This is a genomic window from Paraburkholderia sp. MM5384-R2, from assembly GCF_014201025.1.
Taxonomy (GTDB): domain Bacteria; phylum Pseudomonadota; class Gammaproteobacteria; order Burkholderiales; family Burkholderiaceae; genus Paraburkholderia; species Paraburkholderia tuberum.
The window spans coordinates 221,151-235,227 of sequence record NZ_JACHDI010000009.1; the positions used below are offsets into that span (position 1 = coordinate 221,151).

Consider the following 14,077-nt stretch of genomic DNA (forward strand, 5'->3'; position numbering starts at 1 on the left):
CGATGTCGGACTCCGTCTGGAGTGGATCCGGAAGAAGCGTTCATTGCGGCTCTCTCAAGTTACCACATGCTGTTCTTCCTGGTGTTTGCTGCAAAGGCAAAATGCGCAGTCGAATCTTACACAGACGAGGCGACCGGTACGCTTTCCAAGGAGGCTGACGGGACGGTGTGGATGAGTCAGTCAAGCTGCTCCCCATGTCGTGTTCAGCGGCGAAAAGCGCCCCGGCCGTGAGGACGTACAGGAATGGCATCGCAACGCCCATCGTGCCTGCTACATCGGGAATTCGGTCAAGTCGAAGATCTAGATCGAGCCGACTACCGAGGGCGTCGATGGCTGACCGCCAAAACATGGCGTTGCATCAGGAAGCCGGTGCATATCCGGGTGGCACCCGCGTCGGCTGCCGAGTTCGGGTGCCGTACAACGGCAGGTACGTTGAAATCGATCTGATATAGCGGTCGCCGTTCCACTATCGTCGAAACGATACGGTCGACGATAGTGGAACGCTGACAAGTCTGGTGTCAGTCGACACCGCCCGCTGCATTCCAAATCCTGAGCTCTCTCGCGCGGCAATTGGGTGATTGACGCCGCCACCCGGCAAATACCGGCGGCTACCTGGCAAGGTTACGGGTTGCGGTAGACGCAAACGACAGCGTTGTCAGGGCATGTACCAGAGATTATCAAATCGGAATATGGCGCAATCGACGAAAATCAATATGAAAATTGGTGTTACTAAAGAATCAAGACCGGGGGAGAAGCGTGTCGCTGCCACGCCGGAGATTGTCAGGAAACTATGCGCCCAGGGGCATCTCGTCCTGGTGCAAAGTGGCGCCGGATTCGACGCGAGTTTTCCGGACGACGCTTTTACGGCGGCCGGCGCGGAAATAGTCGATGCAGCCACCGCTTTCGGTGCCGACATCGTGCTCAAGGTACAGGCGCCCACCGACGCCGAATTGCCTTCGCTCAGGCACGGCTCCGTGCTGGTCGGCATGCTCGAGCCGTTCGGCCGCGAGCAGGCAGCGAAACTCGCCGCAGCCGGCGTGACGGGCTTCGCGCTGGAAGCCGCGCCGAGAACCACGCGCGCGCAGAGCCTCGACGTGCTGTCGTCGCAGGCGAACATCGCTGGCTACAAGGCCGTGCTGGTTGCCGCGTCGCTGTATCCGCGCTTCCTGCCGATGCTGATGACGGCCGCGGGCACTGTGAAGGCCGCACGCGTGCTGATTCTCGGCGCGGGTGTGGCGGGCTTGCAGGCGATTGCGACCGCCAAGCGCCTGGGCGCCGTGATCGAAGCCTCCGACGTCCGTCCGGCCGTGAAAGAGCAGATCGCGTCGCTCGGCGCTAAGTTTCTCGACGTGCCTTATGAAACCGACGAAGAGCGCGGGGCCGCCCAAGGCGTCGGCGGTTATGCGCGGCCGATGCCGCCGTCCTGGCTGCAACGGCAGTCGGCGCTCGTGCATGAACGCGCGGAACAGGCTGACATCGTGATCACGACCGCGCTGATTCCGGGGCGCCCAGCGCCGACGCTGATTTCGGCCGACACCGTGCAGTCGATGAAGCCCGGCTCAGTGCTGGTCGATCTCGCGGCGGGCCGCGGCCCGGAAATCGACGGCAGGAAGGGCGGCAACTGCCCGCTGACAGTCGCCGACCAGGTGATCGTGCACAACGGCGTGACGATAGTCGGCTACACGAATCTGGCCTCGATGGTGCCCGCCGACGCATCGTCGCTCTACGCGCGCAATCTGCTCGACTTCCTCAAGCTGATCGTGACGAAGGAAGGCGCGCTGAATATCGACCTCGCCGACGACATTGTCGCCGCGACGCTGTTGTGCCGCGACGGCCAGGTTGCGCGCAAGGCATAAAACGAATCCACCGAGGAGAAACGGCGATGGAAGTGCTCAACCACACCGTCATTAACCTGATCATTTTTGTGTTGGCAATTTACGTCGGCTATCACGTCGTCTGGAATGTGACGCCTGCGCTGCATACCCCGCTGATGGCCGTGACCAATGCCATCTCGGCGATCGTGATTGTCGGCGCGATGCTGGCAACCGGCCTCACGCTCGGCACGCCGGGCAAGTTCTTCGGCACGCTCGCCGTCGCGCTCGCGGCGGTCAATGTGTTCGGCGGCTTTCTCGTGACAAGGCGAATGCTCGAGATGTTCCGCAAGAAAGAGCCGAAGAAGCTGATCGCCGACAAGAGCAAGGAGAACGCGTAATGAGTCTGAACGTCGTCACGCTGCTTTATCTGGTCGCGTCGGTCTGCTTCATTCAGGCGCTCAAGGGGCTGTCGAATCCGAAGACGGCGCGCATCGGCAATACCTTCGGCATGGCGGGGATGGCGATTGCGATCCTCACGACCATCGCGCTGATCGTCAAGCAGGCTAACGGGCTCGGTTCGAATCTCGGTCTTGGGCTTGGCCTGCTGCTGGTCGCGCTGGTGGTCGGCGGTGCGGTTGGCGCGTTCGTTGCCGCGCGCGTCGAGATGACCAAGATGCCGGAACTGGTCGCGGCCATGCACTCGCTGATCGGTCTTGCCGCTGTGTGTATTGCGTACGCGGTGGTGTCGGAGCCGGCTGCATTCGGTCTCGTCGATCCGGAGAACACCGCGCCGGGCTTCCTGCCGTACGGCAATCGCGTCGAGCTGTTCATCGGCACGTTCGTCGGCGCGATTACGTTCTCGGGTTCGGTGATCGCGTTCGGCAAACTGTCTGGCAAGTACAAGTTCCGGCTCTTCCAGGGCGCGCCGGTCGTGTACAGCGGCCAGCATCTGATCAACCTGATGCTCGCCATCGCGATGCTCGGCTTCGGCATCATCTTCTTTCTCACGCAGGCGTGGCTGCCGTTCATCATCATGACAATCATCGCGTTCGGGCTCGGCGTGCTGATCATCATCCCGATCGGCGGCGCGGACATGCCGGTGGTCGTGTCGATGCTGAACTCGTACTCGGGCTGGGCGGCGGCGGGCATCGGCTTCTCGCTGAACAATCCGATGCTGATCATCGCAGGCTCGCTGGTCGGCTCGTCGGGCGCGATTCTGTCGTACATCATGTGCCGCGCGATGAACCGTTCGTTCTTCAACGTGATTCTCGGCGGCTTCGGCAACGAAGCGGGCGCGGCGGCAGGCGGCGCGACGGAGCAGCGTCCGGTGAAATCCGGTTCCGCCGACGACGCGTCGTTCATGCTCGGCAATGCCGAAACCGTGGTGATCGTGCCGGGCTACGGACTGGCGGTGGCGCGCGCGCAGCATGCGTTGAAGGAGTTGACCGACAAGCTGGTCGAGAAGGGCATCGAGGTGAAGTACGCGATTCACCCGGTGGCCGGACGGATGCCGGGGCACATGAACGTGCTGCTCGCCGAAGCCGAAGTGCCGTACGACATGGTGTTCGAAATGGACGACATCAACGGCGAGTTCGGCCAGGTCGACGTGGTGCTGGTGCTCGGCGCGAACGACGTGGTGAATCCGGCCGCGAAGAACGATCCGAAGTCGCCGATCGCCGGCATGCCGATTATCGAGGCTTACAAGGCGCGCACTGTCATTGTGAATAAACGCTCGATGGCGGCGGGCTATGCCGGTCTCGACAATGACCTCTTCTACATGGACAAGACGATGATGGTGTTCGGCGACGCGAAGAAGGTGATCGAGGACATGGTGAAGGCGTCAGCCTGAGTCTTTTTGTTCGATCGTCGGCACATGAGACCGGTGCGTTCGGGTCGATACAGATTGCCAAGGCGTGGCAAACCGCGATCGACATCCTGGTTTCAGGCAACCAGGGGTGAATCCCATGTTGGAATGCATCACGTGGCTGAATATGCGGCATTTGCGCTTTTCGGCCAACCCGGTTGCGTCTGCGACATGCAAGCGCGTACACTCGCGTGCGGTGATTTGCATTGCGGTTGTCATCGGGAGTCGCCATGCCGATTCAATGTCTGTGTGTACGCACGTCGTACCGCAATGGTGGGGGCGCGCAGACGACTGCTTCCGCTATCATATTGGCCACGGGGCGCACCGAGTTCACTGGAAACAATCGATCGGGAAACGGATATTGGCATCCTGGATCGGGAGCATCGAAACGTGCGCGAATATTTGCGATCTGTAAAACCGGGCGCCGTCGCTGGTTTGCGCCGTATCTCGGATGACCACTGATGGATACATTGCAGGAAATGCGCTGGTTCCTGAAAGTCGTCGAAACAAGCAGTTTCACGGCGGCAGCTGACTTTCTGGGCGTTGGCGCCGGTGCTGTCTCAAGGGCGGTGTCGAATCTTGAACGACACCTTCAGGCCAGACTTCTTAACCGGACGACTCGCAAAGTCTCTCTCACGGAAGCGGGCCACCGCTACGCGCAGAGTTGCGCATCCATTCTGGAGCAGCTTGATATTGTCGAGGCGCAGGCAAGAGATGCGAGGGCGAAGCCATCTGGTCGTCTGCGCCTATTTGGCTTCTCGGGCATAGGGCATCACTATGTGATTCCCAGCGTCGCCAGCTATGCGCATGCGTTCCCTGACGTCGACATCGATCTAACACTTTCTACGAGAATGCCCGACCTGGTGGAGGAGGGGCTGGATGCCGCGGTTGTGTTGGCTGACACCCTGCCAGACTCGGTCCTCGTCGCACAGAAGATCGGTGCCACAGCCAGCATTCTGTGTGCGTCGCCTTCGTTTCTCGAGAAACACGCCCCCGTCCGAAAGCCGAGCGACCTCGATGGTCTGCCATGTGTCGAAATCTCGAATCCGCTATTTCCTGCAGGCCGGTGGACGCTCCAAACGTCGCAAGGGGATCCTATCGCTCATTCTTTTAAAAGCAGGTTCCGTTGTAACGCGGGAGAATCGATTGCCGCTGCTTTGGAGCTGGGGATTGGCGTCGGCGCCGTCCCAGCATATTCGGCACTGCGCGCCTTGCAAGACGGCACGCTTGTGAGAGTGCTCCCCGAGTACTATCTTCATCCGATCAACATCTTTGTGCTTTACGCATCCACACGCTATCTGGATGCCAAAATTCGCACATGGGTCGATCATTTGAAGGCATATATGCCGAGACTTCTGGATTGTGAGCGTGCGTTGTTTGAGGGCGAAGTCAACTAGGCGTCAGCCAGGCTAGGGCACGACAGGTGCGTGCGCGGACTGGCAAAGCGTGTTGTCGATGCCTTTACGCGTTGCTGGATGTCCCTGTTGATCGCGAATCTGACTCATCGAACCTCCAGCGTACGGCAATTCACTCGACCGTCGGCGGGTTCTCAAATGTGTGAAATGGAGCCGGACTCGGCACGGTCCATTCGAGGCCCGTTGCGCCGTCCCACGGCTTGTCGCCGGCTTCTTCGTGCTCGCCGCCGCCACGATAGGCCGGCAGCGCAACCGCGAACAGGAAGTAGACCTGCGCGAGACCGAAGCCGAATGCGCCGATCGAGATGACCTGGTTCCAGTCGGTGAACTGAGCCGGGTAGTCGGCGTAACGACGCGGCATACCGGCGAGACCGACGAAGTGCATCGGCAGGAACGCGAGGTTGAAGAAGAACATCGACGCCCAGAAGTGGATCTTGCCGCGCGTTTCGTTGTACATCCAGCCGGTCCACTTCGGCGACCAGTAGTACCAGCCGGCGAACAGCGCGAAGAGAGAGCCCGCCACCAGCACGTAGTGGAAGTGCGCGACCACGAAGTAGGTGCCGTGGTACTGGATGTCGAGCGGCGCCATCGCCAGCATCAGGCCCGACAGACCACCGAACGTGAACACCAGCAGGAAGCCGACTGCGAACAGCATCGGCGTTTCGAAGCTCAACGAACCGCGCCACATCGTCGCGACCCAGTTGAACACCTTCACGCCGGTCGGCACCGCGATCAGCATCGTCGCGTACATGAAGAACAGCTGGCCCGTCACCGGCATGCCGGTCGTGAACATGTGGTGCGCCCAGACCATGAACGACAGAATCGCGATCGACGCGGTCGCGTACACCATCGAGCTATAGCCGAACAGCGGCTTGCGCGAGAACGCCGGGATCACCTGCGACACGATCCCGAACGCCGGCAGGATCATGATGTACACCTCGGGGTGCCCGAAGAACCAGAAAATGTGCTGGTACATCACCGGGTCGCCGCCGCCTGCCGCGTTGAAGAACGACGTGCCGAAGTGACGGTCGAACAGCACCATCGTGATCGCGCCAGCCAGAACCGGCATCACGGCGATCAGCAGGTACGCGGTGATCAGCCATGTCCACACGAACATCGGCATCTTCATCAGCGTGAGGCCGGGTGCGCGCATGTTCAGGATCGTCACGACGATGTTGATGCCGCCCATGATCGACGAAGCACCCATCAGGTGGATCGCGAAAATCGCGAAGTCCATGCCCGGGCCCATCTGCGTGGACAACGGTGCGTAAAGCGTCCAGCCCGCGGCGGTCGCACCGCCCGGCGCGAAGAACGAACCGACCAGCAGAACAGCGGCCACCGGCAGGAGCCAGAAGCTGAAATTGTTCATGCGGGCGAAAGCCATGTCCGATGCGCCGATCTGCAGTGGCACCATCCAGTTCGCGAAGCCGACGAACGCCGGCATGATTGCGCCGAAAATCATGATCAGGCCGTGCATGGTGGTCAGCTGATTGAAGAACTCGGGACGCATGATCTGCAGGCCCGGCTCGAACAGCTCGGCACGGATCATCAGCGCCATCACGCCCCCGGAGAGGAACATGGTGAACGAGAAGATCAGGTACAGCGTACCGATGTCCTTGTGATTGGTTGCGAACAGCCAGCGTCGCCAGCCCTGCGGCGTTTCGTGGGCATGGTCGCCGTGCACGTGCTCGTGGCCCGCGACTACATCGTCTCTGATGCTAGACATGACAATCTCCTTGAAGGGAGCGGATAGCGTGATATTGATGTGCAGGTCTGGTATCGCGACACGACCGTTTGCGAGACATCAGGTGTTAGCGAAGCCTGTCGGGCGTCGTTGCTTGTCATCAGTGTCCACGTATCCTTACGAGGATCCTCCGGGTTCTTGGCTGCAGCAGATCGTTCTTGTGGTTGCGCCACGAATTGCGCTCGTACGTGACGACCGATGCGCTGTCGGGGTCCGACAGTGGCGCCCGCGATGGCATCGCGCCGTTGCCGTGCAGCACGCGCGCTGAAGGTGCGCGGCGATCGTGCCGTTCACGGTCGCGCTGCCGTCCACGCCCTGCAATGCGCCGAGGTCCTTGCCGTTCACCTGGTGGCAGGCCGCGCAATTCGCCTTGTTGAGCTCCTCGCCGGGTGCGACAAGTTCGGCCATCGTGCAGACCTTGTCTGGATCGACTCCCGCGCTCGCGAACTGCGCCTTCTGCGCGCTTACCCACCTCGCGTAGTAGTCGTCGTCCAGCAGCACTTCGACGACGATCGGCGTGTTTGCGTGAACGACGATTCGCTCACTCACCGTTACGGACCCTGTTGTTTATCCTTCCTGCTGGCCAGACAGACGGACAGTAGCAACCATATCGGCATACCCGCTCCAAGGCGAGCGAAGTGCAGAGCCAGCGCTAAGCGCCGACCTCTCTGTCTTTCATACGCCGAACGCAGCCTTCGCAAGCAGGCCAAATGCCACACATCCGAGGACGACCGCAAAACCGAGTTGCACATGGCCAGCGGACAGGAAGCGCGAAGCGGCACGACCTGCCGCCATTCCGAGAGCCGTTGTGCACGCGAACCATAGCGTCGCGTCGAGCGGGGCCCGTGTGCCGGCAAAGAGTGTTGCAAACACGCCTCCTGTCCCAACGAGCGCGATTACCATCAACGACGTGGCGACGATGCCGTGCATCGATACGTCAGTGAACTTCCGCAGCATGGGCACAATCACAAAGCCGCCACCGACCCCGAGCAGTCCAGTCATGAGGCCGGTGACCGCACCTGTCGAGGCAAGAGCGAGTCCCGCTGGCCATGACCAGGCGATCCGTCCCGTGGTGGGATTCACACGGCCAACGCACAATGAGGACGCAGGCGAGCCAACGGGTACGGGTCGAAGCGCCTGCAGCAACAATCGTGCTCCGACGACGAGCATGGTCAGAGCGAACAGGGTCAGTAACGTACGCTGCGGGATTAAGTGTGCAAGCCGCACGCCGAGAGTCGTGAGCGGCACGCCAGAGATGGCCATGAGGAGTGCAGCGCGGTAACGCACCAGTCCGCGGCGGAAGCCTTCCAGCGCACCAATTGCAGCACTACCAGCAACCGCGACGAGCGCGACGGGCGTTGCCTGCTGCATCGGCCAGCCCATGCCCACGACAAGCGCGGGGACCGCAAGGATGCCGCCTCCGGCACCAGTCAAGCCGAGCACGGCGCCGACGAGTGCGCCAAGGATCAATGAAATCAACATTTATGTTCGAAGGTTCCAGTGGAATATCAATTAAGGCGGCCGCTACGCAAAGCTATCAGGCTGTTCACGAATGGCCGGCAGGTCGGTCTCTGCAACTTACAGCGATATCGACCGCTCTCTTGCCAGCTTCCCGGAGTGCCATAAGCTCTCCCGTTAGATAGACCGGTTAACGCGATTGGCTCAAATGGCGTTCAGCGGAATCTTGATATAGGAGATGCCGTTGTTCTCCGCAGATGGCATCCGTCCCGCGCGCATGTTGATTTGCACGGACGGCAGCATTAGCGATGGCATGTTGAGCGTTGCGTCGCGAGCGGTGCGCATGGCGACGAAACTCTCTTCACTCGTTCCGTCGCGGATATGGATGTTTCGCTCGCGTTGCTCCGCGACCGTGGTGGAGAACTGCAGCTCCCGGCCTCCGGGCTGATAGTCGTGACACATGTAGAGCGTCGTGTCCGCAGGCAGGCTCAACACTCGATTGATCGAGCGAAAAAGTGTACGGGCGTCGCCGCCAGGGAAGTCACAGCGAGCGGTGCCATAGTCCGGCATGAAGAGTGTGTCCCCAACGAATGCTACCGTTTTGGTGCCGTAGTTCACGACATACGTCGTGCACTCGGCGGTATGGCCTGGTGTATGCATTGCGCGCACGGCCAGGTTACCGACAGCAAGCGTGTCTCCGTCACCGAGCAAGCGGTCAAACTGCCGCCCATCACGCGGAAAGTCCGATCCCGCGTTGAACAGCTGGCCGAACGTGTCCTGCACGCTCGTCACGTCAGCGCCAATGGCGATCTGCCCGCCAAGCTTCTGCTTCAAGTATGGCGCCGCCGATAGATGATCGGCGTGAACGTGAGTCTCGAGAATCCAGCAGACTTTTGCGTCGAACTCGCCGGTACGCGAGATGAGCTTGTCCGCGCTTGCCGTGCTGGTGCGGCCGGAATTGGGATCGTAGTCTTGAACGGTGTCGATGAGCGCGCAATCACCCGTGCATGCGTCCAGCAACAGATAGCTTATGCTCGACGTGCTGGGATCGAAGAACCCCTCGATGACCATCGGGCTCGGAGTGTCCAACGGCGTCTCCTTTGATGTATAGCAGATAACCCTTGGTCTTAAGCAAGGTCCGCGCCAATGAGCGAGTGGCGATTTAGCAGCCCGTCTGCAAAGGAGTTGGTCAGGTGAGCGCTGGATCCTCTTTAACAAGTCAGCGCAATGGCAGTCGTCCGTGGCATGAACTGTCAGTGTCGTGGCAGAATTGGCAGCGGTCCCGAAGGCAGCTATAGTCGGTATACCTTCTAACTGCCGTCGCTTATGAAATCGCCTGAACTGACTTCGGATATCTCTCCACTGACGCTGGCGTCGTCTCGCGCGTCACCCGCAACCGATGGCGAGGACATGCCCCCCGACATTGGCGCGCTGCTGTCCTACCTGGACCACGACTCGCAACCGATGATTGTGCTCGATCCACATTACCGTATCCTCGCGGCGAATACCGCGTACCAGCGGCAATTTGGCCTAGGTGGTGTGTCACATGTTGGCCGCAAGTGCTATCAAGTGTCACATCACTACGACGTCCCCTGCGACCAGGCGGGTGAGCACTGCCCGATGAAGCGTGCACAGAGCCAGCGAGGGCCAGATCGGGTTCTGCATATTCATTTCACGCCGCGCGGTCCCGAGCACATTGATGTCGAGCTAAGGCCGATATTCGACGGGCAGCACGAGATAATCGCCTATGTGGAACGACTTACAACCGTCCGCAGCGCATCGGCCAGGCCAAGCGAGGATGGCCTGGTTGGCCGCTCCGCTGCGTTTAACGCGGCACTTTCCGCGTTGCAGCGGGTGGCGCCGTCGAAGTTACCCGTGTTACTTCTTGGAGAGTCAGGAACCGGGAAAGAACTGTTCACGAGCGCGCTGCACGAGACTAGTCCTCGTGCGGGGCGCCCGCTTGTCGCCGTCGATTGCTCGGGCATCGCGGAGACGCTATTCGAAAGTGAATTTTTCGGATATGAGAAGGGTGCTTTCACGGGGGCGAACGCAAAAAAGCCTGGGCTACTGGAAACGGCGCAAGGGGGGACACTGTTTCTGGATGAAATCGGCGACGTTCCGTTAGCCATGCAGGTGAAATTGTTGCGCCTTATCGAAACGGGCACGTTTCGTCGCGTTGGCGGAACTGAGACCCTACATGCAGACTTCCGGCTGGTCGCGGCCACGCACAAGCCGTTGCTGACAATGGTCGAAGATGGTCGATTCCGACAAGATCTGTACTACCGGATCAGCGCCTTTCCGATCCAACTGCCGGCGTTGCGTGAACGACGCGAGGATATTCGGCTTCTCGTCGATTCGATTCTGCAGCGAATTGGCAAGGCAAACGACGCCGCTGGCCCTGCTGCCATGCGCAAGATTACAGCCAGCCCCGAGGCGCTCGATAAACTGGAGGGCTATACGTGGCCTGGCAACGTCCGCGAACTTCGCAATGTTCTGGAGCGTGCGTGCCTCTTTGCCGACGATGGCATTATTCGACCCGAGCATCTGCCGGAAAGTGTGTTGGCCGGTTTGCCGCAACGTGCGACCCTGGACGCGCCAACCATAATAAAAGCCCGCCCGTCGCGGGATATGAGCGACGAGGAACTTGCGGGCCTCCTGAAGAGCTTTGCTGGAACGCGCAAATCTCTGGCTTCACATCTCGGATGGAGTGAACGAACGTTGTATCGGCGCTTGCGTGCGCTTTAACGCGGAATGCGCGTAAGCGCTAAATCTGCCACACATCGTTAGGTCTCGCGTTACCGGGTAACATGTTTCATATCGATAGTTACCGGGTAACGACAGTGAGGAGGTGGGAGATGACGCAAACGACGGCGCAGCGGCAAGCGGCTTATCGGGCAAGGCGCGAGACGGCAGGCAAGGACGGCAACGGTGATCGACGTCTGGATATGTGGGTGAGTACAGAAGCCTATCTTGCTTTGACACGGTTGGCTTGCCGTTACTCGGTAACGAAGCGTCAGATGCTGGAACGACTGATCACGCGGGCAGACGACGCGATCGTGCGCCGACTCGATCCCGACTCGGAACAGTGGGGCCAATACTTCGGCCAAGCGCGGTAGCGACGTGCGTTACCCGGTAACGGGCTGCTGCTTGGCGAAGTTGAACGGTAGTAGGTCGCTAATATCGGCGTCCGGAGCACGCTGCGGCAGTTCGGTCAGCACGTGCAGCAGATAGGCATGCGGCTCGACGCCACAGGCTCGACACGTGAGCATCAAGCTGTAGATCATCGCGCTCGCTTTCGCGCCGTCGACCGTATCGCTGAAGAGCCACGATTTTCTCGCGGTGGCAAACGGCCTGATGTCCCGCTCGATGACGTTGTTGTCGATTGGGGACCGGCCATCGTCCACATAGCGGCTCAGATACGGCCATTGCCTGCGACAGTAGCCAATCGCCTCGCCGAGCAGACTCTTGGGCAGAACCTTTGGCGCGAGCTCGTCGAGCCAACTCTTGAAGGCGCTTAGCAACGGCACACTGTGCTGCTGCCGCAGGCGGTACCGGTAATCGGCTAGCGTCTCGCCTTCGGGCAACGTCTGTTTGGCGAGCGCCTCGACCTGGTATAGCGCCTGGAAGAATTCGAGCGCCTTCGTGATACGGGGGCTTGGTTTGTTCTTCTGCCCCTTGAGCGCGTCCGTAAACAGGCGGCGTCCATGGGCAAGGCATCCGAGGTGCGTGGCCGATTTGAGCGTCCGCCACGCGGGCCAGCCGTCCGTCATCAGCGTGCCCGCGTAGTCTCCGAGGAAGTCTTTCGGGTACTGCTGGCCACGCCCCGGCTGGTACTCGAACAGCACCACCGGTTGCTCACTATCCTCGGCGCTTCGGTAGACCCACATATATGACGTGTCCTGTGCGTTTCGGCCTTTTTCCTTCAGGACCTGGACGGTGGTCTCGTCGCCGTGAATCAGCCACTGGCGCAGCAGAATCTTCTTGAGCGCGTCAAACAGGCGCTTGTAGTGAAGCTCGGCGGGACGGATGATCCAGTTCGCCAGCGTACCGCGACTGACCCGGATGTTCGAGCGGGCGAGCACGTCCTCCATTCGGTACAGCGGCGTGCCGTCGACATATTTGCCGGCCGTGACGGCGGCGATCATCGACGCACTTGCATGGCTGCCCGGCAAGGGTTGCGCCGGCATCGGCGCGACCACGATCGGCGTGCGCACGCCGTGATGCTCGCAGTGGCGACACGCGTACTTGAAGCGCGCGTGCTGCAGCACCGACACCTTGACCTCCATGTGCAACTGCTCGCTGACTTCCTCGCCCATCCGATGCATTGCCTTGCTGCAGCACGGGCAGATCTTCTGGTCCTCGGGCAGGTCGTACTCGATACGCTCGCGCGGCAGATTCGCTGGCAGCGGCTTGCGGCCACGCTTGCGCAGTTCGGGCTTGTCGACCTCAGGCAACCCGGTGTCTGGCATCGTGGGCAAGTCGCCGTCGTCCTCCCCGGCCGGCTCCGCTTGGGCCGCCTCTTCCGCCTCGTTGAACACGCGGTCACGACGCTTCTCGCTCTTGGGAGCGTACTGTCGGGCCAACGCGAGACGATATTGCTCTTCAAGCGCATCCAGGCGCCTGGTCAGGTCATCGATCCTGGCGTCGCGCTCGGCCAGACCGGTTTCGAGTTCGTTGATGTAGGCCTTGGCGGCCCGAGGCAATCGCGAGAGATCGGCGGCTTTCATGTGCTCCACGATAGCGAAGCTCAGCGCCGCATGGGTTTACCGAAATGTGTAACAGCCGAGCCGGCCGTTGTTTACTCGCAACGCCCCGAAGGACGTCCCTTGGCGGGGCATCGGCGATACCGCAATTCAGCTCGCGTGGCAGTACTGTCGCGCAGGATGACGGCGCACCGCGTCGACATCGACGCCGTCGAGCAGCAGGTGAAGCTGTTCGGCCGTGAGCTCGATCACGGCCTGCTGACGACGGGGCCAAACGAAACGGTCCGCCTCAAGGCGTTTCAACAGGAGCCAGAATCCGGCCCGGTCATAAAGCAGAAGCTTCACGCGATCGCGTTTGCGGTTGTGGAACGCGAAGACGGCTCGCGCGAGCGGGTCAAGCTGCATCGACTGCTCGACCAGCGTGACCAGGCTGTTGATTCCGGCCCGGAAGTCGATCGGCTCGCGGTGCAGGTAGATCCGAAGATCGGCGTCGAAGCGGAACATCAGTGCGCCCCCAGCGCAGCAATCATCGCCGTCACGAGCGAACCGTCTTGCCCCGAGCATTCGAGTTCAACCATGACGCCGTTGGGCAGTGTCGCCGACAAACGCGCCGACGGCGCCGAGCACAGTGACACACGAGATGCCTCGCCACGATCCGGAGCTAACGACGCAGCAGGCGCACGGGAGAACACTGACGCCGTGTCGCCAACCGCAACGACCGGCACGAACGTTGATGGTGAGTTTGCACGCTATCAGGCCCGGCGAGCGCAGCTTCGTTCGCCGGTGTGCGTGCGCAAATCCATTTGCGCAACTGGTTCGCGTTTACGCCGGCCTTGAGCGCCATGCCCGATACCGATACTCCAGGCCGCCGGCATGCATCGATCAGTCGCCGCTTATCCTGAGGGTCAAACACCCGCCTGCCGCCCCGATCGATATGCGTTACCTTCAGCGGCAAAAAAGCCAAGTCATCTTCAGTCATGGTTGCGTCCGCAAGTTGTGGTTGCGGACGCAAGCCTGCGCTCGTTCAGATGCGAATTCTAGGTGCGCTTAAATTCGCGCTTACGAATGCGCCAAAGGCA

Annotated in this window: 12 protein-coding genes and 1 pseudogene; 6 read left to right on the plus strand and 7 right to left on the minus strand. The window is 60.8% G+C overall.

The window, feature by feature from the left end; genetic code table 11:
- Nucleotides 1–713: 713 nt before the first annotated feature.
- The 4 genes from HDG37_RS17345 to HDG37_RS17360 all read left to right on the plus strand — a co-directional run bounded on the left by HDG37_RS17345 (nucleotide 714) and on the right by HDG37_RS17360 (nucleotide 5,075).
- Nucleotides 714–1,856 (plus strand): Re/Si-specific NAD(P)(+) transhydrogenase subunit alpha, encoded by a 1,143-nt coding sequence (locus tag HDG37_RS17345; protein WP_184049705.1) that lies wholly within the window; start codon nucleotides 714–716, stop codon nucleotides 1,854–1,856.
- A gap of 26 nt (nucleotides 1,857–1,882) precedes the next feature.
- Nucleotides 1,883–2,212, plus strand: coding sequence for an NAD(P) transhydrogenase subunit alpha (locus HDG37_RS17350; RefSeq protein ID WP_006047931.1), 330 nt, complete (start codon nucleotides 1,883–1,885; stop codon nucleotides 2,210–2,212).
- Entirely contained in the window at nucleotides 2,212–3,663 is a 1,452-nt protein-coding gene (locus tag HDG37_RS17355; protein WP_184049707.1) for an NAD(P)(+) transhydrogenase (Re/Si-specific) subunit beta, read from the plus strand. Before HDG37_RS17350 ends, HDG37_RS17355 begins: the two co-directional genes overlap by 1 nt.
- A 476-nt stretch (nucleotides 3,664–4,139) precedes the next feature.
- Nucleotides 4,140–5,075 carry a LysR family transcriptional regulator gene (locus HDG37_RS17360; protein WP_184049709.1) on the plus strand — a complete coding sequence of 312 codons (936 nt, stop codon included), beginning with the start codon at nucleotides 4,140–4,142 and terminating at the stop codon, nucleotides 5,073–5,075.
- Nucleotides 5,076–5,205: 130 nt separating this feature from the next.
- Here the strand turns inward: HDG37_RS17360 and ctaD are convergent, their stop codons facing one another.
- The 4 genes and pseudogenes from ctaD to HDG37_RS17380 all read right to left on the minus strand — a co-directional run bounded on the left by ctaD (nucleotide 5,206) and on the right by HDG37_RS17380 (nucleotide 9,366).
- Nucleotides 5,206–6,819, minus strand: a complete 1,614-nt coding sequence (gene ctaD, locus HDG37_RS17365) for a cytochrome c oxidase subunit I (protein WP_184049711.1) — start codon at nucleotides 6,817–6,819, stop codon at nucleotides 5,206–5,208.
- A 154-nt stretch (nucleotides 6,820–6,973) separates the two neighbouring features.
- Nucleotides 6,974–7,365: pseudogene (locus HDG37_RS17370) on the minus strand (c-type cytochrome); the annotation flags it as partial.
- A 147-nt stretch (nucleotides 7,366–7,512) separates the two neighbouring features.
- The gene (locus HDG37_RS17375; protein ID WP_184049712.1) at nucleotides 7,513–8,319 is read right to left on the minus strand and encodes a sulfite exporter TauE/SafE family protein; all 807 of its coding nucleotides are present in this window, start codon (nucleotides 8,317–8,319) and stop codon (nucleotides 7,513–7,515) included.
- A 180-nt stretch (nucleotides 8,320–8,499) separates the two neighbouring features.
- Nucleotides 8,500–9,366, minus strand: coding sequence for an MBL fold metallo-hydrolase (locus tag HDG37_RS17380; RefSeq protein WP_184049785.1), 867 nt, complete (start codon nucleotides 9,364–9,366; stop codon nucleotides 8,500–8,502).
- 339 nt (nucleotides 9,367–9,705) lie between these two features.
- On the opposite strand from HDG37_RS17380, the gene HDG37_RS17385 reads away from it, so the two are divergent.
- Together HDG37_RS17385 and HDG37_RS17390 are read left to right on the plus strand one after the other, a co-directional pair.
- A complete protein-coding gene (locus HDG37_RS17385; protein WP_260334908.1) occupies nucleotides 9,706–11,040 on the plus strand; it encodes a sigma-54-dependent Fis family transcriptional regulator in 1,335 nt (444 codons plus the stop codon).
- A gap of 110 nt (nucleotides 11,041–11,150) precedes the next feature.
- On the plus strand, nucleotides 11,151–11,411 hold the full coding sequence (locus HDG37_RS17390; protein ID WP_106285463.1) for a hypothetical protein: 261 nt from the start codon (nucleotides 11,151–11,153) through the stop codon (nucleotides 11,409–11,411).
- A gap of 9 nt (nucleotides 11,412–11,420) precedes the next feature.
- Here HDG37_RS17390 and tnpC read toward each other — a convergent pair whose 3' ends face one another.
- From tnpC to HDG37_RS17405, 3 genes are all read right to left on the minus strand, one after another.
- Entirely contained in the window at nucleotides 11,421–13,022 is a 1,602-nt protein-coding gene (gene tnpC, locus HDG37_RS17395) for an IS66 family transposase (RefSeq protein WP_184049716.1), read from the minus strand.
- 126 nt (nucleotides 13,023–13,148) lie between these two features.
- Nucleotides 13,149–13,502, minus strand: coding sequence for an IS66 family insertion sequence element accessory protein TnpB (gene tnpB / locus HDG37_RS17400; protein ID WP_184049718.1), 354 nt, complete (start codon nucleotides 13,500–13,502; stop codon nucleotides 13,149–13,151).
- Between the two features lie 157 nt (nucleotides 13,503–13,659).
- On the minus strand, nucleotides 13,660–13,977 hold the full coding sequence (locus tag HDG37_RS17405) for a transposase (RefSeq protein WP_311541492.1): 318 nt from the start codon (nucleotides 13,975–13,977) through the stop codon (nucleotides 13,660–13,662).
- Nucleotides 13,978–14,077 lie beyond the last annotated feature (100 nt).

What these genes read in the sequence shown, in the direction of transcription:
- HDG37_RS17345 (WP_184049705.1), top strand. Translation starts at nt 714, where the DNA reads ATGAAAATTGGTGTTACTAAAGAATCAAGACCGGGGGAGAAGCGTGTC.
- HDG37_RS17350 (WP_006047931.1), top strand. Translation starts at nt 1,883, where the DNA reads ATGGAAGTGCTCAACCACACCGTCATTAACCTGATCATTTTTGTGTTG.
- HDG37_RS17355 (WP_184049707.1), top strand. Translation starts at nt 2,212, where the DNA reads ATGAGTCTGAACGTCGTCACGCTGCTTTATCTGGTCGCGTCGGTCTGC.
- HDG37_RS17360 (WP_184049709.1), top strand. Translation starts at nt 4,140, where the DNA reads ATGGATACATTGCAGGAAATGCGCTGGTTCCTGAAAGTCGTCGAAACA.
- ctaD (WP_184049711.1), bottom strand. Translation starts at nt 6,819, where the DNA reads ATGTCTAGCATCAGAGACGATGTAGTCGCGGGCCACGAGCACGTGCAC.
- HDG37_RS17375 (WP_184049712.1), bottom strand. Translation starts at nt 8,319, where the DNA reads ATGTTGATTTCATTGATCCTTGGCGCACTCGTCGGCGCCGTGCTCGGC.
- HDG37_RS17380 (WP_184049785.1), bottom strand. Translation starts at nt 9,366, where the DNA reads ATGGTCATCGAGGGGTTCTTCGATCCCAGCACGTCGAGCATAAGCTAT.
- HDG37_RS17385 (WP_260334908.1), top strand. Translation starts at nt 9,706, where the DNA reads ATGCCCCCCGACATTGGCGCGCTGCTGTCCTACCTGGACCACGACTCG.
- HDG37_RS17390 (WP_106285463.1), top strand. Translation starts at nt 11,151, where the DNA reads ATGACGCAAACGACGGCGCAGCGGCAAGCGGCTTATCGGGCAAGGCGC.
- tnpC (WP_184049716.1), bottom strand. Translation starts at nt 13,022, where the DNA reads ATGAAAGCCGCCGATCTCTCGCGATTGCCTCGGGCCGCCAAGGCCTAC.
- tnpB (WP_184049718.1), bottom strand. Translation starts at nt 13,502, where the DNA reads ATGTTCCGCTTCGACGCCGATCTTCGGATCTACCTGCACCGCGAGCCG.
- HDG37_RS17405 (WP_311541492.1), bottom strand. Translation starts at nt 13,977, where the DNA reads ATGACTGAAGATGACTTGGCTTTTTTGCCGCTGAAGGTAACGCATATC.